Here is a 26,226-nt window from a genome sequence, read left to right as displayed (position 1 = left end):
TTAGGGTCGACTTACTTATCTCTGTACTCAACTTTATCGCTTCCATCGATGCTTGGAGTTCCATGAGTTCGACCCCCTCGAGTGTGACCGTCGACTCGGACGAGCCGGAGAGTGGCAATCACAGCGGTGCTGCGATTTTGCGACGCGTCCTGGTCCGCAACCGTGGCCCGCTCGCTATCGGCACTGCCCTGGTCTGTCTGCACCAACTCACCGAGACGGCGGTGCCGATCTCCATCGGTGTGATCATCGACCGTGCGGTGGAGACTTCGGACACCACGGCCTTGATCGTCTCGATCCTCGGTCTCGCGGCTCTGTTTCTCGTTCTGACGGCCGCGTGGCGTTTCGGCGCCCGGTTCATCGTCACCGCGATGCAGCAGGAGGCTCATCGTCTCCGGCTCGAGGTGGCGCACCGCGTCCTCGATCCACGCGGGGTGCGTACCGATCTGCGATCGGGCGAATTGCTGACGGTCTCCACGTCGGACGCCGAACAGACTTCGTGGATCGCGGACATCGTCCCGCGCGCCGCGGCGGCCCTGACCGCTGCGGTGGCGTCGGCGGTGGCGTTGGTGTGGATCGATCTGTGGCTGGGACTGGCTGTTCTGATCGGTACTCCGGTCATTCTCGGTCTGCTGCAACTGGCGGCGCCGCTCATCACGTCGCGGGCCACCGGTCAGCAGGCGTCGATCGCTCGGGCGTCGGCGATGGCTACGGATCTGGTCAGTGGACTGCGTCCGCTGCGCGGTATCGGCGGTGAGAAGACCGCGTCGACGCGCTACCGCACGGTCAGCCGGCAGGCGCTCGCGTCGACGATCGGCACGGCGAAGGCCACCGGTGTCTACACCGGTGTTGCCGCGACCATCAGTGCGTTGCTCGCAGTCGGTGTTGCCGGCTTCGCGGGTTACTTCGCGCTGCAGGGCCGGATCACGGTCGGTGAACTGATCACCGTGGTGGGGCTTGCGCAGTTCATCATCGAACCGCTCGGATTGCTCGCGTCGATTCCCGGATACTTCGCGGTGGCGAGGGCGTCGTCGGATCGTCTGGCACTGGTCTTGGACGCGGAGCCGCTGCGGGGAGCGGGTTCGCTGACCGAGCTCGAAGGTACCGACCTGACCCTCGACGCCGTCGAGTACAAGTCTCTCAAGGGCATCGATCTGCACCTGCCTGCCGGAGAACTGCTGGGTGTCGTGGCTTATCAACCGCAGGACGCCGACGCTCTTGTCGCCGTCCTGTCCGGGCAGCTGCCGCAGGATGCGTACCGCGGCGTGGTCCGAGTGGGCGGAATCAGCCTGTCCGACATGGACTTGCGATTGGCGCGTCGCACAGTGCTGGTGGAGCCGCACATCACCGATCTGTTCTCCGGGTCCCTCGCGTCGAATGTCACCGCGGGCGCCGGTGATGCCGCTGTTCTCGAAATCCAGAGCGCTTTGACCGCCTCTGCGGCGGCTGATGTCGTCGACGCACATCCGGACGGCCTCGACCTCGAGGTGACCGATCGAGGCGCGAGCTTGTCGGGAGGCCAGCGTCAACGCGTCGCCCTTGCACGCGCATTGGTGGCAAAGGCGCCCGTGATGGTCCTGCACGATCCGACTACGGCGGTCGACGCGGTGACCGAGGCGTCGATCGCCGAAGGAATCGCGGAACTGCGGCACGAGGGTGCCGGTGGCATCCACACGACGGTATTGATCACCAGTAGCCCAGCTCTTCTGGCCGTGACGGATCGAGTGATCGTGTTGAACGACGGAGTGATTGCCTCGATCGGCACACATTCCGAACTCTCTCGCGGCGACGCGAACTACCGAGGAGCGGTGCTGCGGTGACGGCCACGGACATGACAACCGATATGCCGGCCGCAGAGAAGGTGACAGAGCGCGAGTTGCTGCCGATCGCGAGTGGTCGCCAGACCTGGAAGTGGTTGCGGGCAGCGCTGGCCGAACACCGGATGCAGAGCCTGCTGGTCCTGATCGTCGCGGCTTCGGCGTCGGCGATGGCCTTGGTGCCGATTTACGTCTTCGGTGTCCTGGTCGACCGGGTCCGGGACAACGCGCCCACATCGACGATCGTCGGGGTGGTCGTGATCATCGCCGCCGCCGCAATCGTGGGCGGTGTGTTCACAGGTGTGGCTGCCTATCTGATCAAGCGACTCGGTGAGACGATCCTGGCGGATCTGCGCGAGCGAACCGTGGACCGGGCGTTGCGCCTGCCGATCCAGACCGTCGAGAAGGTCGGAAAGGGTGATCTGCTCTCACGAGTCGGCGACGACGTGTCGGTGATCGCCAAGGCTGTGTCCGACGTGGTTCCCGGCATGATCGCGGCCGTTCTGCTCGTGGCTCTGAGCATGGTGACCATGCTGGGTCTCGACTGGCGACTCGGCCTCGCCGGAATGGTCGCGCTGCCGATGTACGCGCTGGCGCTCAAGTGGTACCTGCCGCGATCGGCTCCCATTTACGCTGCCGAGCGAGTTGCGATGGGCGCTCGTTCACAGGCGCTGATCAGTAGCCTCCAGGGTGCCAAGACGGTGCGCGCGTACAGCCTCGAGAAGGAACATCTCAGTCAGATCGATGCAGCGTCGGCAAAAGCGCGTGATCTGGCCGTCGGAGTGTTCGGCCTGTTCACGAGATTCGCCGGTCGCGGTAACCGCGCCGAATTCGTGGGTCTGTCCATGATCCTCGTCGTCGGATTCCTGCTGGTTCGTGAGGACGTCGTGACAGTCGGTCAGACGACGACGGCTGCACTGCTGTTCCATCGCCTGTTCAACCCGATCGGCTCACTGCTCTACACCTTCGACGAAGTGCAGTCCGCCGGCGCCAGCCTCGCGAGGCTGGTCGGCGTTGTCGAGATCCCCGAAACGGAACGTTCGACGGATACGGGTTCCGTTCCGACCGACGGCTCCCTTCGTCTGGACGACATCAGACACAGCTACGACGGCGGTCACGAGGTACTTCACGGAGTGACGCTCAGCCTGCGAGCGGGGGAGCGGGTGGCGCTCGTCGGTTCGACCGGAGCCGGAAAGACGACGCTTGCTGCGATCGCTGCCGGTTCGATCACTCCGACGTCGGGGCGCGTGTCGATCGGCGGTGTCCCGCTTGCCGACCTCGACGACCTACGACGCCACATCGCGATCGTGAGTCAGGAGGTCCACGTCTTTGCCGGGCCCCTGATCGAGGATCTGAGATTGGCCGCTCCCGAATCCTCGGACGAGGACGTTGCCGCTGCGCTGCGGACCGTCGGCGCGCACGAGTGGGTTGAGGCTCTCGACGAGGGAATGCTGACCGTCGTGGGCGAGGGCGGGCACGAGATGACGGCAGCGCAGGCGCAGCAGTTGGCCTTGGCGAGACTGGTATTGGCCGACCCTGCCGTCGCTGTACTGGACGAAGCGACAGCGGAGGCCGGTAGCGCCGGAGCACGGGAACTGGAAGCGACTGCCGAAGCCGCTACCGAGGGGCGTACCACTCTGGTTGTCGCACACCGGCTTACCCAAGCCGCGGGCGCCGACCGAGTGATCGTGCTCGAGCACGGGCAGATCGTGGAAGAAGGCCCGCACCGCGAACTGGTGTCCGCGGGCGGGCGTTACGCGCAACTGTGGGCGGCCTGGGAGGGTCGCGACTGAGGGCGTTCAGACGATCAGGTGAGGTACCCGCCGCCGTGGGGGAAGAACTCGGCGGCGGTGTACTCACTGCCGTCGTCGAGTCGGATGCGCTCGATTCGCAGTCCCTTGTTCTTGCCCGACCACGCGTCGGGGCCCGCGACGATTACCATGCCGTCGTCTTCCTGGATGAAGACTCGGCCGGGGGTTCCGCCGTAGTGCCCGCGTGAGACGGACGCCTTCAGGATGCGGATGCGCTGGCCTTTGAACTCCGCGAAAGCGTTGGGGTACGGATCGGACTGCGCCCGGACGAAACGCTCGATGACCTCGGCCGGCCAGGACCAGTCGACGTGGCTGTCCTGCGGTGCACGCTTGTGGAAGAAGGTGGCCTGCGAGCGGTCTTGCGGCGTCCAGTCGGTCCGCCCGGATGCGATCAGATCCAGTGCGTCGAGTGTGATGGGGCCGATCATGTCGATCGTGCGGTGGAACAGATCGGTGACGGTGTCAGCGGGGCCGACCGTCGTCGAACGCTGCAGGACGATATCGCCCGCGTCGAGTTCCTCGTCCATCAGGTGCGCCGTGAGGCCGACTTCTTCTTCACCGTTGATCAAGGCCCAGATGAGCGGGGAGAACCCCGTGTACTTGGGCAGCAGCGAATCGTGGATGTTGAGGGTGCCGTACTTGGGCGCGTCGAAGACTTCCGCCGGTAGCCAGGTGCGCCAGTTGTTGGCGACGATGATGTCGGGAGCAGCTTCGGCCAGCGCGGCCTTGAAGGCGTCGTCAGGCTTGTTCGCCACGTGAACGGGTACACCGTTCTCGGCCGCCAGATCTGCAACCGAGTCCGCCCACATCTGTTCGTAGACGTGCTCACTCTTCGGGTGTGTGATTGCCAGCACGACCTCGTGATCGGAGTCGATCAAGGCCTGCAGGGTACGGTGGCCCCAGGTTTGGTATCCGAGCGTAGCGACTCTCAACGGGGGTCCTCCTGGACGAGCATGGGCTGGGGTTGGCGGTCACACGACCGCCCATCAGCTTAGGCTATCCAACCAAAATTGTTGATCACACGTACGAGGAGGAAGGCTGACATGACGGTCGCCACAATCAACGGAATCCCCATCAATTACCAGGTCAAGGGTGATGGAGATCTGGTGGTGCTCATCATGGGGACCGGTAGCCCCGGCCGCGTCTGGGATCTGCACCAGACTCCGGCATTGGTGGCCGCCGGCTATCGCGTCGCCACCTTCGACAACCGCGGAATCGCACCGTCCGGCGAGAGCCTCGGCGGCATCACGATGCCCGACATGGTTGCGGACACCGCCGGACTGATCGAGCATCTCGGCGGCGGCCCGGCCCATGTCATCGGAACCTCGATGGGTGCCCGGGTCGCGCAGGAACTGACGCTCGCCAGGCCGGATCTGGTTCGCAAAGCAGTGTTCCTCGCCGGCCACGCTCGGATGGATCATTTCCAGCAGGTTCTGACCGAGGGTGAGCGTCAGTTGTTCGACAGCGGCGTCGCCCTGCCGGCCAAGTACCGCGCCGCGGTGACGGCGGTGATGAACCTCTCGCCGGCCACGCTGGCCGACGATCACTCCGCGCGCGACTGGATGGACATCTTCGAGTTCACCGGCGGCGCAACGTCACCGGGTGTTCGCGCGCAGCTCGGCATGGACCGTGCTTTCGATCGACGTAACGAGTACAAGTCGATCATGCGCCCGTGCCTGTCCGTCGCGTTCGCCGACGACCGCATGATCCCGCCTTACCTCTCCCGCGAGGTGGCGGATTGCATCGCGACGGCGTCGTACGAAGAGATTCCCGACGCCGGGCACTACGGATACCTCGAGCGTCCCGAGGCCGTGAACAAGGTGCTGATCGACTTCCTGGCGAAGTAGTTCTTTCGCAGTTCTTTCGCACGCGAGAAAGGGCCTGATCCGCTACCTGCGGGTCAGGCCCTTCCTCTTGTTTCATGCCAGTGCCAGGAACAGCTTCTCGAGTTCGGCCTCGGTCATCGGTTCCTGACCTTCGGCGCTTTCACCGGTGAGGCATTCACGCAGCCCGGAAGCGACGATCTTGAACCCTGCTCGGTCCAGCGCTTTGGACACGGCTGCGAGCTGCGTGACGACGTCCTTGCAGTCGCGGCCGTTCTCGATCATCGAGATGACCCCGGCAAGTTGGCCGTGAGCACGCCGCAGTCTGTTCAATACGAGCGAAATGCTCTCTTCGTCGCCGGTCATGGTGGCCCCTTCTCGAGTGTTCGTGCTGCGACCGAGGGTACCCCTGGGGGCATGTCAGCGTTTGATCCAGTGCTCGATCCGACTGTGGTGTCAGATGATCGAGGTGACTGCCGCGCGCAACTTGACGGCGGCGTCGGCCGCCACGGACTCCAGGCCTGGTTCGCCGGAAACCTGAACCATGAGAGCGGGATTCATCGCTTCGACGAAGAACGAGTTCTCGGTAGTCGTATCTTCGCGGACGACGACGTTGCACGGCAGTAGGAGGCCGATCTGACGATCCACCGACACTGCCCGATGGGCCAGTGGTGGATTACAGGCACCCAGGATCAGGTACTTTTCCATGTCCTCGTCCAGCTTCGCTTTGAGGGTTGCCTGCATGTCGATCTCGGTCAGGATGCCGAAGCCCTGCTCGGCGAGTGCGGCACGTGTGCGAGTGACGACGTCGTCGAAAGTTCCGGTGACCCTGGTTGTGATCGCTATCGGTTCCGTGGGGGTTGTCATTGCCCGCTCCTGTTCGTTGGTTTCGATGTCTTCGGCTTCGATTTCCGTTGTCTCCATGATACCCCTGGGGGTATCAATTCAACAGTGATGTCGGGTACACGGTCAGCCATGCGAGAAGCTGATGTTCGGCAGGATGCGTCGTAGCCATGCCGGTGCCCACCAGGCTGCCCGGCCGGTGAGACGCAGGAGTACGGGCAAGAGCACCAAGCGGACGAGCACCGCGTCCAGGAGCACAGCCACACCGAGGATGATTCCCATCTCCTTAGGCGGCAGCGGATCTGCGAGTGCGAAAGTGAAGAAGACCGCAACCATCACCGCTGCCGCCGCCGCGATGACCCGACCCGAATGCGCGAGGCCGTCGATGTGTGCGATCTCGGGGTCGCCCGTCCGTTCGTAGTGCTCCTTTGCGCTCGAGAGCAGGAACACGGTGTAGTCCATCGCGATGGCAAAGATCATGGCGAAGAAGAAGACCGGACCCCACCCGTTCAGAAATCCCTGGGGATCGAAACCGAGCAGGCCGGATCCGTGACCGTCCTGGAAGATCAGCTTCGCGATTCCGAACGCGGCCCCAGTGGACAGTAGGCTGACCAGCGTGCCGATCAAGGCGATCAGAGGTGCCTGAAGAGCGATCAGCAGCAACAGGAATCCGAGCGTCAGAATCACGACCACGACGATGGGCAGGTAGTCGTTCAACGCCTGCTGAAGGTCGAGATTTTCGGCCGGAGCGCCGCCGACGAGCGCTGATTCCGGTAGCTGCGACCGAAGGTTCGCAAGGATGGTTTCCATTGCAGGATCCGATGGGTCGACAGTGGGAACTGCTTGCAGCATAACCAGATCAGATCCGTCGGCTGCGTGCTGCGCCGGAGTGACCATGGCCACGCCGTCGACGTTCATGGCAACTCGCGAGGTGTCTGCTGCATCGTCTGCGGATGTGACGATCTGCAACATTCCGGGAGCGCCGTCACCGAATTGCTGCTGCACCAGTTCGTAGCCCTGGCGAACCGGGGCGTCCTCGGGAACCACGGCGATGGTGGGCATTGCCACCTTCAGTCCGAAGACCGGCACGACGAGTGCGATCAGGATGAGCAGGGCGCCGACGCCGAAGGGCCACGGGTGCTTGTGCAGCAGCGACGCCCAGGCTGCGAACATCGGGGAGCGGTGCTGCTGGCGCTTTGCGTACGGTAGCGAACCGCCGTTGACCTTGACGCCGATCCTGCCGAGCACGGCGGGTAGCAGGGTGAGGGTTGCGGCGAGAACGAAGATCACGGCGAGCATGATGCCGACAGCCATCGTGCGTACGGCGGGAGCCGGAACGAGAAGAACCGCAGACAAACTGACCAGAACTGTGAGGCCGGAGAGGACAATTGCTTTGCCGGCGGTGTCCATCGTCTGGGCCACGGCAGCTCGCGGATCTGGATCGGTTCGCAGTGCTTCTCGGAACCTGGCGACGAGGAAGAGTGCGTAGTCGATACCGAGCGCGAGGGCGAACATCATCGCGAAGTTCATGGCCCACACGGAAATCGGCGTGATCTCGTTGAGGATCACGAGTCCGCCCGCCGAAGCGACCAGGCCCGCAAGGGTCAGCAGTAGCGGGAGTCCCGCGGCAACCAGCGATCCGAAGGCCAACACCATGATCGCGAGAGTGACGGGCCACGACATCATTTCGGCCTTGATCATCGCTTCGTGATTGGCCTTGTTGAAATCGCTCCACAACGCCGACGCGCCGGTGGGGTACACCTCGATCGTGTCCGTGGACAGTGCCGTGAGTTTCTTGCCGAGTTCGTCTACTGCGCGCACCATGTCGTCGGTATTCGCATTGGCGCCCGCGATCATGATGCCGGTATGTCCGTCCGGGCTGATGGTCATGCCGGGCTGAGGGGCGATCACTTCGCCGAAACGAGGGTCTGTGGCAAAGATTTCGGTTGCCGTGGCCAGAGTTTGCTGCATCGACGGATCGGTGATGGGTAGAGAATTCGAGTGAACGACCACCTGCACTGCGGCGGAGGAGTTTCCGCCGAAATGCTGCTCGGCCAACTCGCGAACCTGCACCGACTCGGATCCGTTTGCCTGCCAACCCGCGCCGGCCAGGGAGGTGAAGACACTGGGCGCTGCGGCGCCGAGTGCAACCAGCGCGATCAACCAGACGCCGACGACCAGACGGGTGTGCGCCGCCATCGATCGACCGAGTCGCGCGAGTATGCCGTCGGCTTGGTCGGGTGGGTCCGCGGTGACAGTTTTGGTCGCTGACATCTTCACTCCTGATACGGGTGGGGGTATTCCTGACTGTCACTTGTATACCCCTAGGGGTATCCGATTGTCACTTCCGAAGGTTCTCTATGCTGCTGGGGGCGCCGTCTGATCAGTGACGGTGGAACGAACTTCGGTGATACGGATATGGGGAGAGCGATCGTGGACGCACAGGACTGGGACGAGCGATACCGAGCGGTGACGGAGCCGTGGGGAGTGGACCCGGCGGGAACCGTCGCAACAAGAATTGCCGACCTGAGGCCGGGCACCGCGATCGATCTGGCCTGCGGCGACGGACGTCATGCGCGGTGGATGGCCGGGCAGGGTTGGTCGGTGACCGCGGTCGACTACTCGTCGGTGGCGATCGATCTGGCACGGGCGAGTGACCGGGACAAGGCCGTCGACTGGCGGGTCGGCGATGCGACCACGTGGCAACCGGAAGGTTCGGTCGACCTGGTCTTGGTCAGCTTTATGCACCTCGAGGTCGACGAGTTGGCCGAAACGCTCAAGCGCGTCGGGCAGTGGGTTGCTCCCGGCGGACGCGTCCTCTATCTGGGGCATTCCATCGAGAACTTCCACCGTGGGGTGGGCGGCCCACCCGAACCGACCATTCTGCCCGGTATTTCCGATCTCGCCAGGGCAGCGGAGGGATCGAGGGTCTACGCACTCGAACACGTGGTTCGGCCACAGGACGGTAAGACGGCAATCGACGTTCTGCTCGAATTCGGTCCGTGGGAACAGGTCTGACCAGGGCGGGAGTGCACCTTCACGTTCCTGGGTAGCCTACCCTAAACTGGCGAGGGTGTTCGTCGTTCGATGAGCATGAACGACGATGATCGGATTCTCGATGTCTGACCACTCTCAGGTAGCTCACCCGGCCGTATCGGGCGGTGGCCATCTGGACGCAGCGCTCCCGGCGACGGCCGCTCAGCGTGAAGTGTGGGTTGCTCAGAACGTCGATCCGAGCAGTCCGGTCTACAACATCGGACTGGTCGTCGAGGTCGACGGCACGATCGACGTCGAGCGCGCGGCCGCGGCGATCAAGGCCACCGTCGGGCGAGTCGAAGCGCTGTTCGTGCACTTCCAGGTGGATGCCGACAACCAGCTGATTCAGGTGCCGATTCCGGAGGTGCACTGGGACGTGGAAGTACTCGACCTTCGGGGCGAGCAGGATCCCGATTCGGCTGCGCAATTGTGGATGGACACCGACATGGCTCGGGTCTTCGGTCCGGACGATCTGCTTTTCCGCCAGGTACTTCTGCTGACCGCCGACGACCGAGTCATCTGGCACCAGCGCTATCACCACAGTGTGGTCGACGGGTACGGAATCTCGCTCATCGTCGCCGACGTCGCCGAACGATACGACGATCCGAATCTCGAGACTGCCGCACCGCTGTGGGCACTCGATGCGGTGGTTGCAGCCGATCTGGAATACCGAAACTCTCCACGGTTCCTGCTCGACCGTCAGTACTGGGTGGAGCGAGTTGAAGCAGGACCGGAAGCGACGCGCATTCTGCATGGGCAGGTGGACGATTCGCTGCCGCCGATCTCGGATTTGCTCACGCTCGATGCCGATCGCGCAGCGAAGCTCTATCGCTATGCGGCCGACGCCGGGATTCGACGAACTCGCCTGCCCATGGCCGCGCTGATCGCGTACATTGCACGCACCACCGGACAGCACGACGTTGTCGTCTCGGTTCCGATGGCCGCTCGGGTTGGCCGCGACATGCGTCGCACCCCGTCGATGGCGTCGACGATTCTGCCGCTGAGTATTCGAGTCGAGCGCTCGGAAACCATCGGCCAGTTGGCAACTCGTCTCGACACCGCCCTGATCTCAATTCTCAAACACGGGCGGTACCGGGGCGAGGATCTCGCTCGCGACATTCGGGCGATCGATCCCGACCGTCAGGTCTTCGGCCCCGGCATCAACTCGATGATGTTCGAGCACACTCTCACCTTCGGCGGTTGCCCGGTGCGCGTGCGTAATTCGGTAACCGGGCGGGTCGGCGACCTGGATCTGAGTGTGCGTGGGGGTCAGGACGGGGAACCGATCGAGATCGACGTCCGCGCTCCGTCCGGATTCGATCGCGAACTGGCTGATCACACCGCCAGAATCGAACAGTTCCTCGATCGATTTGTAGCCGAGCCGCAGCTTCCGATCTCGGCACTCGACCCCATGGCGCCGGCCGAGCGTGAACTCGTGCTCCACGGGTGGAACGACACTGCAGAGCCGCAGCCCGTCACGACGGTGCCGGATTTGTTGCGTAGCAGCTTCTCCGCCGATCGGGACGCCGTCGCCGTGGTCGACGGCGACGTCCGGCTGACCTACGGCGAACTCGAATCTCGGGTGTCGCAGCTCGCCGCACACTTGATCTCTCGCGGTGCTGCATCCGAAACCGTTGTGGCAATCGGGCTTCCGAGATCCGCCGAGATGGTGGTGGGGTTGTTGGCCGCCATGTGCGCCGGTGGCGCTTTCGTGCCGCTGGATCCGTCGTGGCCCGCAGAGCGCCGCGAATCAGTGCTCGCCGATGCCGGTGCCACACTGGTGCTCACCTCCGACGGCGCTGACGACTCCGTTCCGGTCGATCTCTCCGCGTGGGCGTACGAGGACGGGCCTTCGCGCCTGTCCGAGGTCATGACACCCGACGTCCGTATTCACGGTGCCCAACTGGCGTATGTCATCTTCACGTCCGGTTCGACCGGTCGTCCGAAGGGCGCCATGATCCGCCACGAGGCAATCTGTGCAAGGTTGCTGTGGCAGCGGGAGCGGATTCTCGGGTTCGGGTCCGGCGATGCCTCTCTGTTCAAAGCTCCACTCTCGTTCGACATCTCGATCAACGAGATCCTGCTCCCGCTCGTATCCGGCGGTCGATTGGTGATCGCGAAGCCCGAGGGGGAGCGCGACCCGCAATACCTGCTCGACCTGATTGCCGGAGAATCGGTCACCTTCGTCTACCTCGTTTCGTCGATGCTCGACATCCTTCTGGACCTGGCGAACGGGACTGATCAGCTCGATTCGTTGAAGCACGTGTGGTGCGGCGGTGAGGTTCTCACGCCTGAACTCTTCGATCGGTTCCGCGCCCAACTGTCCACGACGCTGTATCACGGCTACGGGCCGGCGGAAGCGACCATCGGTGTCTCCCATGTGATCTACCGCGAGGATGCGGAACGAATTGCCACATCCATCGGGCGCCCGAACCCCAACACTCGCCTGTACGTATTGGATGGCGACCTGCAACCGGTTCCGGTCGGCACCGGCGGCGAACTCTACGCGGCGGGCTTCCTGCTGGGCCGCGGATACGTAGGTGCGTCGACATTGACCGCGTCACGTTTTGTCGCGGATCCCTTTGTTTCCGGTGATCTGGCCGGATCGCGGATGTATCGAACCGGTGACTTGGCCCGATGGACCGCGGACGGCACCCTCGACTTCCTCGGACGCACGGACAACCAGGTGAAGATCCGTGGCATGCGTCTCGAACTCGAGGATGTCGAAGCCGCCGTGATCTCGCACCCCCAAGTGCGTCACGTGGCAGTTCTGGTGCGTCAAGCACCCACAGGCGCAAAGTATCTCGCCGCTTACGTGAGTGCAGCATCGGGGACGAGCCTCGCGATCGACTCACGGGACATTCGCGAGTGGGCGGCGAGCAAGCTCCCCGACTACATGGTCCCGACCACCGTCACCGTCCTCGACGAGTTTCCGCTCACGGCCAACGGCAAACTCGACCGCCGCGCACTTCCCGAGCCTGATCTCGCCGAACTGAGTGCGCATGTCGCCGCGAGAAACGAAGTAGAACAACAATTCTGCACGTTGATCGCGTCGGCAGTCGGACTCGATTCGGTCGGCGTGACCGACGACTTCTTTGCACTGGGCGGCGACAGCATCGTCGCGATCTCGCTCGTGACGGCGGCTCGTGCGGCCGGTTTGTCGATCAGTCCACGCGAGGTGTTCCAACTGCGCACCGCAGAGGCCATGGCGCGTGCCCAGTCCGGCCGAACGGCTGAGATTGTCGACCACGCGGACCAACCGATCGGCCACGTAGCCACGACGCCGATTGCCGCCAGGGTTCTCGGAGTGTCGGACGCAGTACGAACCTTCCACCAGCGTGCGCTGATTCGGACCCCGTCAGCCTTGACGTCCGAGCATGTCCAGGCGGCGCTCGACGCCCTGGTGGCACGCCACGATGCACTTCGTGCGACGTTGACTTCCGAAGGAACGCTGCTTGTTCCGGAGGCAAACGAAGCGGCTGTGGTCTTCGAGACCTGTGCACTACCGGCACCTCTCGAAGAATGCGGACCGTTGATCCTCGCCGAGACCGAGCGAGCCGTCGGGCGTCTGAATCCGGCCGCCGGCACGATGGTCAGTGCTGTTCTGTTCCGCACCGTGACCGGTCCAGGACGACTGTTGCTGGTCATCCACCACGCAGTGGTCGACGGAGTCTCCTGGCGCATCATTCTCGAGGACCTCGCGCGGGCCGGCATCGCAGCGATGAATGGCGACGAACCCGAACTTGCTCCGGTCGGCACGTCGGTGAGGAGATACGGCGAACTCGTGTCAGAAGCGGTCGGAGCAGGGCGACTGGACACCGAGATCGAATTCTGGGACTCGGTGACGGCCGCACAACAGTCGCGTCTCGGGCGTCGGGCACTCGACCCGGCGATCGACATCGCGCGCACCGCTTCGGCGCGGTCGATCACCCTACCTCCAGAATTTGCAGATCAGCTGTTGGGCAGTGTCCCAAGGGCGTACGGGGCCGATGTGAGCGAAGTGCTGGTCACCGCACTTGCCGTGGCGCTGACCCGTTGGAGCGGGGCCGGATCGGTGACGATCGACCTGGAGGGGCACGGACGCGACGAAGACGTCGTTCGCGGCGACGGCGCTGCGCACGCGGACCTGACACGAACTGTCGGTTGGTTCACCACGGTGTTCCCGGTTGCGCTCGAGATCGGCACAGCCGCTCCGGATCTCGACGCGACCGACGATCTGGCGGGAGTTCTCAAGAGCGTCAAGGAGCAACTTCGACGGGTCCCGAACGCCGGCTTCGGGTACGGAGCATTGCGATACCTCGGCGGCTCGGATCAGTTGCGTAGTTTCGCGGCGCCCGAGGTGGTGCTCAACTATCTGGGACGCACTGCCGCAGCGGAGGGGGACTGGTTCCCTGTCTCGATGGACGGTGCTGCCGATCCGTCCATGCCGCTGGGACACGCGTTGTCTGTCGACGTCGTAGCCGAGGACGCCGCCGGTGGACCACGCCTGCGAGCCACTCTGACCTGGGCGTCGAACATCTTCCTGCGCAGCGACATCGACAGGTTTGCGCGGCTGTGGCTCGACTCGCTCAAGGCCGTGTCCGGGCTCGCAGCCTTCGGCGGAGCCACACCCTCGGACTACCCTCTGGTGGCGCTCACTCAGGCAGATGTGGACGAGTTGCCGAAGGCTGAAGAGATTCTCCCACTCACTCCGCTGCAGGAAGGGATCTACTTCCATTCGGCGTTTGCCGATCCGGGGGCGGATCAGTATGTCGTGCAACAGGTTGTGGAGCTGACCGGAGCCGTGGACAGTGCGGCGCTGCACCGCGCGCTTCAATCTGTCGTCGATCGGCATGAGGCGCTGCGCACCGGATTCTCGGTCCTGGGTGACGGTCGAGTGGTGCAGGTGGTGCACCCGAGCGCTGTCGTGGAGATGGCGGTAGTCGAGGTGGCCGGCGCCGATGTCGATGAGCTGCTCTCCGCCGACCGTGCGCGTGGGTTCGACCTCGCGCAGCCGCCACTCGTCCGCTACACACTTGTCCATACATCTTCGGAGAAATGCCTTCTGCTGCAGTCGATTCACCACGCGGTTGCAGATGGATGGTCGGTGCCGGTAATGCTGCGGGAACTGATGGCGTCGTACAGCGTCGGCGATTCCGGCGTCGTGCTCCCGACGCCGGCGCCGTACCGCAGCTATCTCGAATGGCTGGCCGGTCACGACCACGACGCTTCGGCAGCAGTGTGGAAGAAGGCACTGAACTCTCCCGGTCCAACCGTCGAACTGCCCGCCCCGAGTGCCGGCAGCAGCGGAATCCGCGCAACTCGGGTCGAACTGACCGACAGTGACACTCGCGCACTGACGACCAACGGACGCTCACACGGACTGACGCTGAGCACACTGGTGCATGGCGCCTGGGGATTGGTTCTCGGCCGAATGGCCGGCCGAACGGACGTGCTGTTCGGCTCGACCGTATCGGGGCGCGGCGGCGACCTCCCCGGTATCGAGACCATGGTGGGCCTGTTCATCAACACTGTGCCGGCCCGATTGCGCTTCGACCCGGCGGAGCCTGCCTCGCAAGCACTTTCTCGCTGGCAGGAAGAACAATCGGAACTCCTCGACCATCAGTACGTGGGGCTGCCCGAACTGCGAAGGACCGGCGGACTGGAGCAGAACTTCGAATCACTGGTCGTGTTCGAGAACTATCCCCTCGGTGACACGGCAATCGCTGATCCCACGGATTCGGTGCGACTGACGGGAATTCGATTCGACGAGCGACCGGCCTATCCACTGACGCTGATCGTCGTCCCAGGCGATCGGTTGGCGTTGGAGCTGAAGTACGACGCCGCTCAGGTGGACGGCAACGCCGCGCAGGCGCTGGCCGAAGCTCTCGCAGTGGTGCTCACAGAGCTTTCCCGCGATCTGGAACAGGTGATCGGCCGGATCGCGCTGGCACCCGTCCAGCCAGGGAGCGTCGGCACGGACTTGGACCAGCCGCGTGCAACGCTGACCGAGTTGCTGCGGGATCAAGCTGAGCGCGCACCCGAAGCCACCGCTGTGATCTTCCGCGACGAGGTGTTGACCTACGCCGAACTTCACTCTCGCGCCGATCGTTTTGCGCACCTGCTGCGCGAACGGGGCGTCCGACGCGAATCGTTGGTGGCCGTCGCCTTGCCGCGCTCGATCGAACTGATGGTCGCGATACTCGGCATCGGCAAGGCCGGGGGAGCATACGTTCCCCTCGACACCGGCTATCCGGCGGAGCGGCTGACGTACATGCTGGGTGACGCCGATCCGGTGTGCGTCGTGGTGTCGGAGGATTCTTCACTCGATTCGGGTTCGGTTCCGCGGGTGACGGTATCGGAGTCCGCGCAGTTCCCAGCCGATCCGCTGAGTGTTCCGGGATCGCCCGCGGATGCCGCGTACATGATCTACACCTCGGGTTCGACCGGTCGCCCCAAAGGTGTTGTGGTCACCCACGAGGGTGTGGTCAACCGATTGCTCTGGGCACAGCAGATACGTCCGATGGACGCCGCTGACCGGATGCTGCAGAAGACCCCGTCGAGTTTCGACGTCTCCGTCCCCGAATTCTTCTGGCCGTTCCTGGTGGGGGCAACTCTGGTGATGGCCGAGCCGGACGGGCACAAGGACCCGGGCTATCTGGCCGACGTCATCGTCGAACAGTCCGTGACCCGAGTGCATTTTGTTCCGTCGATGCTCGAAGTGTTTCTCGCGGAGCCGAAAGCGGCACTGTGCACTTCCCTCGAAATCGTCAACTGCAGCGGTGAGGCACTGCCCGTTCACGTTGCACGCAAGGTCGCGGACATCCTGCCGAATGCTCTGGTGGACAACCTTTACGGCCCCACCGAAGCTGCCGTCGACGTCAGTTGGCAGCCGTCGGTGCAGGACACTCCGGCCGACGCCGTCAGCGTCCCGATCGGCGCACCCGCCTCCAACACAGGACTGTTCGTTCTCGATCCGTATCTTCAGAACGTTCCGGCCGGTGCCACCGGTGAGCTGTATCTGGCAGGGCCACAACTGGCGCGTGGCTACCACGGACGGGGGGGATTGACCTCCGAGAGATTTGTGGCGAACCCGTACGGACATGCCGGCTCGCGGATGTACCGGACCGGTGACATCGTGCGTTGGAATGCCGACGAAGTTCTCGAGTACCTCGGCCGCGTCGACGAGCAGGTGAAGGTTCGTGGATTCCGCATCGAACTCGGTGAAATCGAAGCTCAGTTGGCGCTGTGCCCCGGAGTCGTCGCAAGTGCCGTGATCGTCCGCTCCGACGGTCCGAGTAACCGCGCACAGGTGGTTGCCTACCTGGTCGGAGACGTTGACGATGCTGCGGTGCGAGGGCAGTTGTTGTCGGTGCTTCCGGAGTTCATGGTGCCAAGCGCCTTCGTGCGGCTGGAGTCACTGCCGCTGAGTCCGAGCGGCAAGCTCGACCGGAAAGCCTTGCCTTCCCCGGATTTCGCGGCACAGGTGGGCGAAACGGTGGGAGGTGTCTCTTCGGGTGTTGCAGACCTCCTCGCCGGGCATTTCGCGACGGTTCTCGGACTGCCCAGAGTCGGGGTGCGCGACGACTTCTTCACGCTGGGCGGCGACAGTATTCTGGCGATCCGACTGGTCAACCTGGCTCGTCGGGACTCGGTAGTACTGACCCCGCGGCAGATCTTCGAATTGCGTACTCCCGCTGCGATCGCCGCAGCAGTGGGTGATGTTGTCACCTCGGCAACTACTGTCACGACCGACATCGGCGTGGGTGATCTGGTTCCGCTGCCGGTGGTCCACCGCTTGTCCGAATGGACGGGCAATACCGATCGCTTCAATCAGTCAGTTCTGATCCATTCTCCGGCAACATCTCTCGAATCGATCACCGACGCGTTGCAGGCCGTACTCGATCACCACGATGGACTTCGGCAAACCTTGATCCGACACGACCGCGGAATGTGGTCGGCGCGGGTGCAGGAACCCGGCAGCGTCCGGGCAGCGGACATCGTCGAACGAGTCGACGTGCGGGGACTGGGCGACGCCGAGCTGCGAACACTCGTTACTGAGCACTCCGAAACAGCGACCAGTCGATTGGATCCGTCTGCTGGGCGGATGATCTCGGTGGTCTGGTTCGATTGTGGTGCCGAGAATCTCGGGCGGCTCGCCATAGTTGCGCATCACCTGGTCGTGGACGGCGTGTCCTGGGGAACCCTGCTCGAGGACTTGGCGATGGCCTGGGTGGCGGTCGAGGCCGGAGAGCCCGCCGCACTCGATGGTGTCGGAACTTCGCTGCGCACTTTCTCCCGCACGGTGGCCGAACACGCCCACTCCGCTCATCGATTTGCCGAACTCGATCACTGGCTGACGGTGACCGCTCCGGGCGCGCAGTTGATTCCCGGTGTCGAAGGCTATGCCGTTGTATCCGGAGGCTCGAGGCGCACGGTCACGGTGGACGGAGCAATCTCCGAGGCGGCACTTGGATCGGTTGCGGCACTGGTGGGTGCGGAGGGAACGGACGTTCTGCTGGCAGCACTGACGATGTCCGTCGATCACTGGCGTCGTTCCACCGGTCGTAGCGAGCGTGAACTTCTGGTCGACCTCGAAAGGCACGGCCGCGAGGAATTGGTACCGGGAACCGATCTATCGCGAACAGTCGGCTGGTTCACCACCATCGCGCCCACGCGACTGCACGCCGGGACTGACCCGGTAGCCACACTGCGCGAGGTGAAGGAGAGCCTGCGCAGTGCACCGGACGGCGGTATCGGCTACGGGATGTTGCGGTACGTGAACGCCCGCACGGCAGCGACATTGGCGGGGCGATCCGAATCTCAGGTCCTGTTCAACTACCTCGGACGTTCGGCGGCTGCTGGATCGACCGCATGGTCGCTGGCAGGCGAATCCGAAGCCATGTCCACCGATCCCGACGCGGACATGGGAGGGCCGTACCGGCTGATCGTCAATGTCGTCAGTGTGGATTCGGAGCTTCGCGCCGACTTCGCTTGGGCGAGTGAAGATTTGTCCGAGGAGGACGCGCGGGCGCTGTCCGACGGCTGGGTTTCGGCGCTCGGTGATCTGTCGGTCGCGGCTGTGGAGCACGACGGGCCTCCCATCCTGACTCCGTCCGATGTGGGGTTGCTGGACCTGAGTCAGGCCGAGATCGACGCGATAGCCGACGCGAGCCCGACAGGTGTCAGCAGCATCCTCCCACTCTCACCCTTGCAGGAAGGCCTGTACTTCCAGGCCGGATACTCAGACAGCGGTGACAGCGCTGGCAGGGACATCTACACGGCACAGTTCTCGATGGACTTCGGACACACGCTCGATGTAGACAGGTTGGCTGCGGCCGCCCGGACACTTCAACGACGAAATCCCACCCTGCGTGCGGGATTCGTGAGCGAAGGTCTGAACGAGCCGATGCAGTTCTTCAGCGCGGGACTCGACGTTCCGGTTGCCGTCCACGATCTCCGTGAACTGGACGACTCGACTGCGCGTGAGCGCGCCGACGGCATTGCTGCCCAAGACAGAGTGACTCCATTCGACCTGACCGCGCCGCCGCTGTGGCGTATGGGCGTGCTGCATTTGCCTGGCGGACACGATCGCCTGGTGATCAACAGGCAGTTCCTGCTGTGGGACGGCTGGTCCAACGGCCTTGTCGTCAGCCAGCTTCTGGCGCTTTACGACACCGGCGGCGACGACAGCACCTTCGGCGAACCCGAGGGGTCGTTCGAGACCTACCTCGCCTGGTTGGCCGGCCGCGACGGAGCGGCCGCCGACGAGGCGTGGTGCGGAGCGCTGGCGGGACTCGAAGAGCCGACGCTTGTTGCCGAGCCGGCGCCGGGCGCCGAACGTCAGCTTCCGGATCGCCGTGATGTGGTTCTGTCGGAATCGCTTTCGCGTGCATTGCGTGAGCGCGCTGCCGCGTCCGGCGTCACGTTCAACACGGTACTGAACGCAGCGCTGGCCCTGGTGCTGGCGTCGGCCACCGGTCGACAGGACGTCGTCTTCGGCTCCACCGTTGCCGGAAGGCCACCCGAGGTGCCGGGAATCGACACCGTGGTGGGAATGTTCCTCAACACCGTTCCCGTTCGGCTGCAATTGAATCCGAACGAGAGCGTCGAGCAACTACTTCGTCGCACGCAGGCGGATCGTCTCTCGCTGATGCCGTACGACTACCTCGGCTTGGCCTCGATCCAACGTGTCTCCGAGCATCGTCAGTTGTTCGACGTGCTGATAGTCCTGCAGAACTTCGTGGACGAGAAGCAAGTAGGCGCTCTCAATGCCGCCCACGACATCAGTGGCAGCGACAGCATCGATCACACGCACTATCCGCTGACCGTCGTGGTCACACCGGGCACCACCGTCAACGTCAAGTTCGAGTTCCATCCGCATCTGGTGACCGCGCGTCGAGCCGAGGACCTACTGGGTCACTTCGTCGAACTGTTGCAGAGTTGGTCGCAGGACATGACAGGTTCGGTCGTTGCGACACCGGTTCCCGCAGTGGCGCAACAGACGCAGAGCCGAGAGTTGCCGGAGCGCACCATTGCCGACCTGTTCGAAGAGGCGGCGTCGGCGCAACCGAACGACACTGCACTCGTGTTCGGGAAGCGCCGGATGACCTACGCCGATCTCGACGGCGAGATCAACCGGATGGCGCGGTTGCTGATCAACTGCGGTGCCGGCCCGGAAAAGATCGTGGCTCTCGGTCTACCACGGTCGGTGGACATGGTCGTCGCCCTCTTCGCCGTACTGCGGACCGGTGCCGCCTACCTGCCCCTCGAACTCGACCACCCCGCCGAGCGGTTGGCCGTGATGATCGACGACGCGCATCCTGTCGTGTTGCTGACGACCGTTGCCGCCGCATCGAAGTTCGAAGGAGCGGACGTCCGCACTATCGTGATCGACGAGCCGGACACAGCGGCAAGGAGACTGACGATCTCGGCGCGGGCGCTCTCCGCGTCGGAACTCGGAGCATTCGCCCCGGGGACACCGCATCGACTCGACCACCCCGCGTACGTCATCTACACCTCCGGTTCGACCGGCAAGCCCAAGGGCGTGGTCACCGGTTACCGCGGCCTGACGAACATGCAGTTCAACCACCGCGAGGCGATCTTCGAACCGGCGATCGCCGCGGCGGGCCGACGCCTGCGGATCGCGCACACCGTGTCCTTCGCCTTCGACATGTCGTGGGAGGAACTGCTGTGGCTCGTGGAAGGCCACGAGGTGCACATCTGTGACGAGGATCTGCGTCGTGACGCCGAGGCGTTGGTTGCGTACTGCGACGCACAGGACATCGACGTCGTCAACGTGACGCCGACCTACGCGACGCACCTGATCGAGAGCGGACTTCTCGACGACGGTGTGGGACAACACCGCCCGCCGCTTGTCCTGCTCGGGGGTGAAGCCGTTCCGGATTCGGTGTGGAACAAGCTGCGCGAGACCGAAGGAACCGTGGGTTACAACCTCTACGGACCGACGGAATACACGATCAACACCCTCGGCGGCGGAACGTCCGACAGTGACACCCCGACCGTCGGCAAGCCGATCTGGAACACGACTGCGCACATTCTCGACGGCTGGCTGCGTCCGGTTCCCGACGGAGTTGCCGGCGAACTGTACATTGCCGGAGCCGGTTTGGCTCGCGGCTACCTCGGACGCTTCGCGCTGACGTGCGAGCGCTTCGTCGCCGATCCTGCCGGGACCGGAGAACGCATGTACCGCACGGGCGATCTGGTGCGGCGACGCGGTGACGGCAACCTGGACTTCCTCGGCCGCACCGACGACCAGGTGAAGATCCGAGGTCATCGGATCGAGCCGAGCGAAATCGTCTCCGTTCTCGAATCCGACGAACACGTGCGTCAAGCAGCGGTGGTGGTCGACGTCGGGGCAGGTGGAGTCAAGAGGCTCGTCGGTTACGTGACACCGGTGCGCCTGGGCGTCGCGCACGATTACCGTGCGCGAGCACGAGTTCTCCTACCCGACTACATGGTTCCGGCGGTGGTGATCGAAGTGGAGACACTACCGATGACCGTCAACGGAAAGCTCGACGTCAAGGCGCTGCCCACGGCCGATTCGGTGCTGGGGGAGCGGAGTGGGACAGCGACCGCGCCCCGGAACCACACGGAAGAGGTCCTGTGCGAACTCTTCTCGGACGTGCTGGACGTGGAGGGTATCGGCGTCGACGACAACTTCTTCGACCTCGGTGGGCACTCGCTTCTGGCCACCAAACTGATCAGTCGCACGCGGATCGCCATTCCCAACAGTCTGACCATGCGTGATCTCTTCGAAGCGCCGACTGTCGCGGAACTCGCGGAACGTATTGTGGCCGAGCAGGGATCGACGCGACCGGTACTGGTGGCGAAGCCTCGGCCGGATCACCTTCCTCTTTCTGCCGCTCAACAGCGATTGTGGCTGATCGGACAGATGGAGGAGAGCTCCGCGGCCTACAACTTCCCGATCGTGCTCCGCCTGGACGGTGCTCTGGACGCGGATGTGTTCGCGGCGGCGCTGGATGACGTCGTGGAACGACACGAATCGTTGCGCACGGTGTTCCGGTTGGTGGACGGAACACCGGAACAGATCATTCTCCAATCGGCGACGGTTCCGGTCGAGACAGTTCATCTCGAGACAGTTCCTTCAGCGGAATCCGACATCGCCGGCGAAGTTGCAGTGGTAGTGGGTCGTCCGTTCGACCTGTCGAACGAGATTCCGATCCGCGCACGCCTGATCCGGGTAGACGATGCCGTAGTCGTCGTGATCGTCCTGCATCACATCACCACCGACGAATGGTCCGATCGCCCGTTCCTTCGGGATCTGATGTCTGCCTACTCCTCTCGAATTCAGGGCGAAGAACCAGCTTTCGAACCGCTTCCCGTTCAGTACGCGGATTACACCCTGTGGCAACGGGAATTGCTGGGCGGCGCCGACGATCCGTCGAGCGTCCTGAGTACGCAGTTGGACTTCTGGGCGAAAAGTTTGGACGGAGCCCCGGAAGAACTGCTGCTCCCCGCCGACCGGAGCCGACCGGCAAGACCGAGTTTCTCCGGTGGCGCAGTGGTGACACGGTTAGGCGTAGACACCACCGCTGCACTGCGAGATCTGGCGCGCGAGAGCCAGAGTTCGATGTTCATGGTCCTGCACGCGGCGTCGGCGGCGTTGCTGACCGCGCTCGGTGCGGGTGAAGACCTTCCGCTCGGGGCTCCCGTGGCCGGGCGCAGTGAACAGGGGCTCGACGAACTCGTCGGCTTCTTCGTCAATACCATTGTGCTTCGCACGGATACGTCGGGTAACCCGACGTTCCGGCAGCTGGTGGATCGCGTTCGCGAGGGAGATCTCGAGGCCTTCGCCAACGCCGACGTTCCGTTCGAAACTGTGGTGGAGCGTCTCAATCCGCCGCGTACTTTGGCACGCAACCCGCTGTTCCAGGTCATGGTCGGCTATCACAGTCGCGAGGAGATGGGCGGGGATCCGTTCGAACTCGAGGAGTACACGGCCAAGTTCGATCTGGTGTTCAACTTCACCGAGTATCTCGGCGACGAAGGCTGCATCGACGTCCGGCTCGAATACGGCAGTGACCTCTTCGATCGCGAGACCGCACAGCGAATTTCGAACCGATTGGAATCGGTGATCGCAGCAGTCGTGGAATCGGCCGACATCGAGATCGGTGACATCGACATCTTCTTGCCAGGCGAACTCGAGCAGGTTGTCACCTCGTTCAACGACACCGCCGTCGACGTACCGGAAGAGACGTTCTACGACGCTTTTGCGCGTGGGGTCGCTGCTACACCCGAGGCGATCGCGGTGCGCGACGAGACAGGACAAGTCACCTACCGCGAGCTTTCCGAGCAGTGTGACCGGATAGCCGGTCTGCTGTATCGCCGCGGAGTGTCGGTCGAAGACGTGGTGGGACTTGCCGTCCCGCGCTCGGTGGAGATGGTCGCGTCGGTCCTCGCCGTGCTCAAGCTGGGGGCAGCGTATCTTCCCCTGGACTTGAGTCACCCGAGCGAACGCATCACGTACATGCTCACCGATTCCCGCGCCTCGATACTGCTGTCCACCTCCGAGGAGAGTTCTCGAATCGACGATGTGGTCGGTGTCGAGCGAATCCTCTTGGACGATCCTTTGATCCGGAGGGAACTGGACGAGGCAGTGATCGTCGAGACCCCCAGGCCACCAGTCGGCGTCAGCCACGCGGCGTACGTCATCTACACCTCGGGATCGACCGGCAAGCCGAAGGGAGCTGTCCTGTCCCATGACGGTATCCCGAGCCTTGTTGCCACAGCCGAGGTTCGGATGCGACTGATACCGGGTTCGGTGGTGATGCAGTTCGCTTCGGTCGGCTTCGACGTTGCGGTATTCGAGTTGGCCATGGCTTTGTGCACGAGCAGCACCCTGGTGATCGTGCCGCAGAACGCCCGAGTTGCCGGTCCGGCGCTCACGGATTTCATGACGAGCAATCGCGTGACCCACGCAATCATCCCTCCCTCGTTGCTGGCCGCCCTGCCGGCAGGATGCGAAGTACCGCAGGGTTGCACGGTGTTGGTCGGAACCGAAACGGTGCCGCCGGAGCTGATCGGGCGATGGGCGGAACGGCTGAATTTGCTTGCCGCGTACGGTCTCACCGAAGCCACGGTGAACAACACACTGTGGCAGGCGGAGCCCGGTTGGAACGGTGCTGTGCCCATCGGAATCCCTGATCCCAACGAACAGGCGTATGTGCTCGACGATCAACTGCGTCCGGTTCCGCCGGGGGTATCCGGCGAGCTGTACATCGCAGGCCGCGGCCTGGCCAGAGGGTACTTGGGCCGATTCGATCTGACGGCACAGAGATTCATCGCAGATCCCTTCGGCGCGGGCGATCGCATGTACCGCACCGGGGACCGCGCGCGATGGCGCTCGGACGGGAACATCGACTTCCTCGGCCGCGTGGACGATCAGGTCAAGATCCGTGGTTTCCGAATCGAATTGGGTGAAATCATAGGCGCACTCAGTGCCCATCCGTCGGTGAAGCAGGCGACGGTCGTCGCGGATCGACAGGGCGAAATCACGCGCCTGGTCGGTTACGTGTCACCGGAACCCGGTGTTGTCGTCGACACGACGGCAGTGCGGAACCTCGCGGCAGTGTCGTTGCCCGACTACATGGTTCCGACCTTGGTTGTCGCCCTTGACGGTCCGCTGCCGCTGACGCCGAACGGAAAGCTCGACCGTAAGGGGTTGCCTGCCCCCGACTGGTCGGAGCTGGCGGGAGATGTTGCTCCTCGCACGGCGGTGGAGTCCACGGTCGCGGCTGCCTTCGCGGAGATACTGCAACTCCCGAGCGTCGGAGTCCACGACAGTTTCTTCGAACTCGGTGGGCATTCGATGGCATCGATGAAACTGGTCGGTCGCATTCGCGAAGCGTTCGGCGTGGACGTCAGTATTCGAGACGTATTCGACGCGCCGAGTGTTGCGGAGTTGGCCGCCGTCGTTGCGCGTTCGGAAGGTGGGCGTCCGATCCTGGCGTCGGCGGTCAAACGTCCGGAGACGATGGGTCTGTCTGCGCCGCAACGTCGTCAGTGGGAGTTGTTCCGCTCGGCCGGCGAGCACCCGCAAGCAAGCCACGCTCTGGCGCTGACCCTGAAATCGAAGATCGATCCGGAGATTCTCGGGCACGCCTTGGACGATGTGACGTCGCGGCACGAACCACTGCGGACAACCTTCGTCGAGGTCGACGGCATCGTCGTGGCAAGAGAATCGGTGCGGCCGACTGTCGATGTGGTCGATGTCGGCGCCGGCGATGTGGGTCGAGTGGTGTTCGAACTGGCTCAACTTCCGATGGATCTGCGTGAGCAATCGCCATTGCGGGTTCATCTGGTGCTCGGTGAAGACGGCTCTCGGACACTGCTTCTCGTCATGCACTACATTGCCGTCGACGAGTGGTCCGTTGTGCCCTTGCTGGGAGATCTGGTCTCGGCCTATGCGGCCAGGTCGCAGGGAGATCAACCGATCTGGGACGAGTTGGCGTTGACGTACGCCGACTACACCGTGTGGTCCGACGAACTGTTGGGTGACCCCTCTGATGGAACCAGTCGTGCGTCGAAGCAACTTACGTACTGGCAGGATGCGCTCGACGGAATACCGACCAGTGTGAATCTTCCGTTGCCGGAAGGTGACTCGGAGCCGCGAGGTGACGTGGTCGCTGTCGACATCGACGCGGATCTGCACGCCGGAATCGACGTTCTGGCTGCGCGCACCGGCACGAGTATGTTCATGGTCCTGCAGGCCGCACTGGCCAGCGTTCTCACGAAGGCCGGCGCGGGTACCGATCTTCCCATTGGTTCACTGGTTGCGGGCAGGTCGGATCCCCGTCTCGAACCGATGATCGGATCGTTCTTCAATGTTGTTCTCCTGCGCACGGATACGTCCGGTAGTCCGACGTTTGCAGAATTGCTGGCTCGCATCCGGGAAAACAATCTGGAAGCGCTGAGCAATCAGGACGTCTCATATGTGTATGTCGAGCAGGCACTGGGTAATCCGGCGTCCATGAGACCTCAGGTGATGGTGATCCATCACCAACAGGCCGATTTGGACGGGCTCGGCGACTTCGGTTCTCTCGTACCGATTCCGGTGGGAGTGCCCGATGCCGATGTGACGTTGAGTTTTTACGAGCCGGTCGGCGAAGGGCCTGTTTTTGCAACTCTCGGGTTCCGTGCCGACCGCGTCGATGCGGGCGCGGTCCGTGAATGGGCAGGTCAGCTGGTCGACGTGATCGAGGCTGCGGCGCTCGTCGAAGGCGATGACGTGAGCGAGGGGGCGAAACTATGACATACGTCGCATCGCTCCGCGGGGTGGACCGCTATACGGGGGCTCGCAGTGTTGATACCCTCACCTCATTAAGGGTAGCCTTTGCTACTTACTTCGGGACATCGATTGGCGGCCGTACCAGGTCG

General features: G+C 63.6%; 9 protein-coding genes. 5 read left to right on the top strand and 4 right to left on the bottom strand.

Going from position 1 to position 26,226, the window contains the following annotated elements:
* The first annotated feature begins 62 nt into the window (after positions 1–62).
* A complete protein-coding gene (locus ACFWAD_RS22255; RefSeq protein WP_378547754.1) occupies positions 63–1,817 on the top strand; it encodes an ABC transporter ATP-binding protein in 1,755 nt (584 codons plus the stop codon).
* A 23-nt stretch (positions 1,818–1,840) separates the two neighbouring features.
* A complete protein-coding gene (locus ACFWAD_RS22250; RefSeq protein ID WP_378547838.1) occupies positions 1,841–3,607 on the top strand; it encodes an ABC transporter ATP-binding protein in 1,767 nt (588 codons plus the stop codon).
* A 14-nt stretch (positions 3,608–3,621) separates the two neighbouring features.
* Here ACFWAD_RS22250 and ACFWAD_RS22245 read toward each other — a convergent pair whose 3' ends face one another.
* The gene (locus tag ACFWAD_RS22245) at positions 3,622–4,557 is read right to left on the bottom strand and encodes a methionyl-tRNA formyltransferase (protein WP_230814893.1); all 936 of its coding nucleotides are present in this window, start codon (positions 4,555–4,557) and stop codon (positions 3,622–3,624) included.
* A 111-nt stretch (positions 4,558–4,668) separates the two neighbouring features.
* Between ACFWAD_RS22245 and ACFWAD_RS22240 the strand changes: the two genes are divergently transcribed.
* Entirely contained in the window at positions 4,669–5,472 is an 804-nt protein-coding gene (locus ACFWAD_RS22240; RefSeq protein WP_283306994.1) for an alpha/beta fold hydrolase, read from the top strand.
* 72 nt (positions 5,473–5,544) lie between these two features.
* On the opposite strand, the gene ACFWAD_RS22235 is transcribed toward ACFWAD_RS22240, so the two are convergent.
* The 3 genes from ACFWAD_RS22235 to ACFWAD_RS22225 form a co-directional block, all read right to left on the bottom strand.
* A complete protein-coding gene (locus ACFWAD_RS22235; RefSeq protein WP_230814895.1) occupies positions 5,545–5,814 on the bottom strand; it encodes a metal-sensitive transcriptional regulator in 270 nt (89 codons plus the stop codon).
* Between the two features lie 90 nt (positions 5,815–5,904).
* Positions 5,905–6,315 carry a DUF302 domain-containing protein gene (locus ACFWAD_RS22230; protein WP_378547835.1) on the bottom strand — a complete coding sequence of 137 codons (411 nt, stop codon included), beginning with the start codon at positions 6,313–6,315 and terminating at the stop codon, positions 5,905–5,907.
* Positions 6,316–6,417: 102 nt separating this feature from the next.
* Positions 6,418–8,565, bottom strand: a complete 2,148-nt coding sequence (locus tag ACFWAD_RS22225; protein ID WP_378547750.1) for an MMPL family transporter — start codon at positions 8,563–8,565, stop codon at positions 6,418–6,420.
* A gap of 159 nt (positions 8,566–8,724) precedes the next feature.
* Here ACFWAD_RS22225 and ACFWAD_RS22220 point away from each other — a divergent pair, with 159 nt between their 5' ends.
* Together ACFWAD_RS22220 and ACFWAD_RS22215 are read left to right on the top strand one after the other, a co-directional pair.
* Positions 8,725–9,309, top strand: coding sequence for a class I SAM-dependent methyltransferase (locus ACFWAD_RS22220; RefSeq protein WP_378547747.1), 585 nt, complete (start codon positions 8,725–8,727; stop codon positions 9,307–9,309).
* 100 nt (positions 9,310–9,409) lie between these two features.
* Complete coding sequence (locus ACFWAD_RS22215; protein WP_378547744.1) at positions 9,410–26,101, top strand: amino acid adenylation domain-containing protein; 16,692 nt, start codon at positions 9,410–9,412, stop codon at positions 26,099–26,101.
* The last annotated feature ends 125 nt before the right edge of the window (positions 26,102–26,226 follow it).

It is taken from the genome of Rhodococcus sp. NPDC059969, from assembly GCF_042738325.1.
Taxonomy (GTDB): Bacteria; Actinomycetota; Actinomycetes; order Mycobacteriales; family Mycobacteriaceae; genus Rhodococcus_F.
This window is presented reverse-complemented; position numbering and strand designations above follow the sequence as displayed.

Excerpts from the sequence above, each read along its gene's own strand:
- ACFWAD_RS22235 (WP_230814895.1), bottom strand. The coding sequence starts at position 5,814 with ATGACCGGCGACGAAGAGAGCATTTCGCTCGTATTGAACAGACTGCGG.
- ACFWAD_RS22230 (WP_378547835.1), bottom strand. The coding sequence starts at position 6,315 with ATGACAACCCCCACGGAACCGATAGCGATCACAACCAGGGTCACCGGA.
- ACFWAD_RS22240 (WP_283306994.1), top strand. The coding sequence starts at position 4,669 with ATGACGGTCGCCACAATCAACGGAATCCCCATCAATTACCAGGTCAAG.
- ACFWAD_RS22215 (WP_378547744.1), top strand. The coding sequence starts at position 9,410 with ATGTCTGACCACTCTCAGGTAGCTCACCCGGCCGTATCGGGCGGTGGC.
- ACFWAD_RS22225 (WP_378547750.1), bottom strand. The coding sequence starts at position 8,565 with ATGTCAGCGACCAAAACTGTCACCGCGGACCCACCCGACCAAGCCGAC.
- ACFWAD_RS22255 (WP_378547754.1), top strand. The coding sequence starts at position 63 with ATGAGTTCGACCCCCTCGAGTGTGACCGTCGACTCGGACGAGCCGGAG.
- ACFWAD_RS22250 (WP_378547838.1), top strand. The coding sequence starts at position 1,841 with ATGCCGGCCGCAGAGAAGGTGACAGAGCGCGAGTTGCTGCCGATCGCG.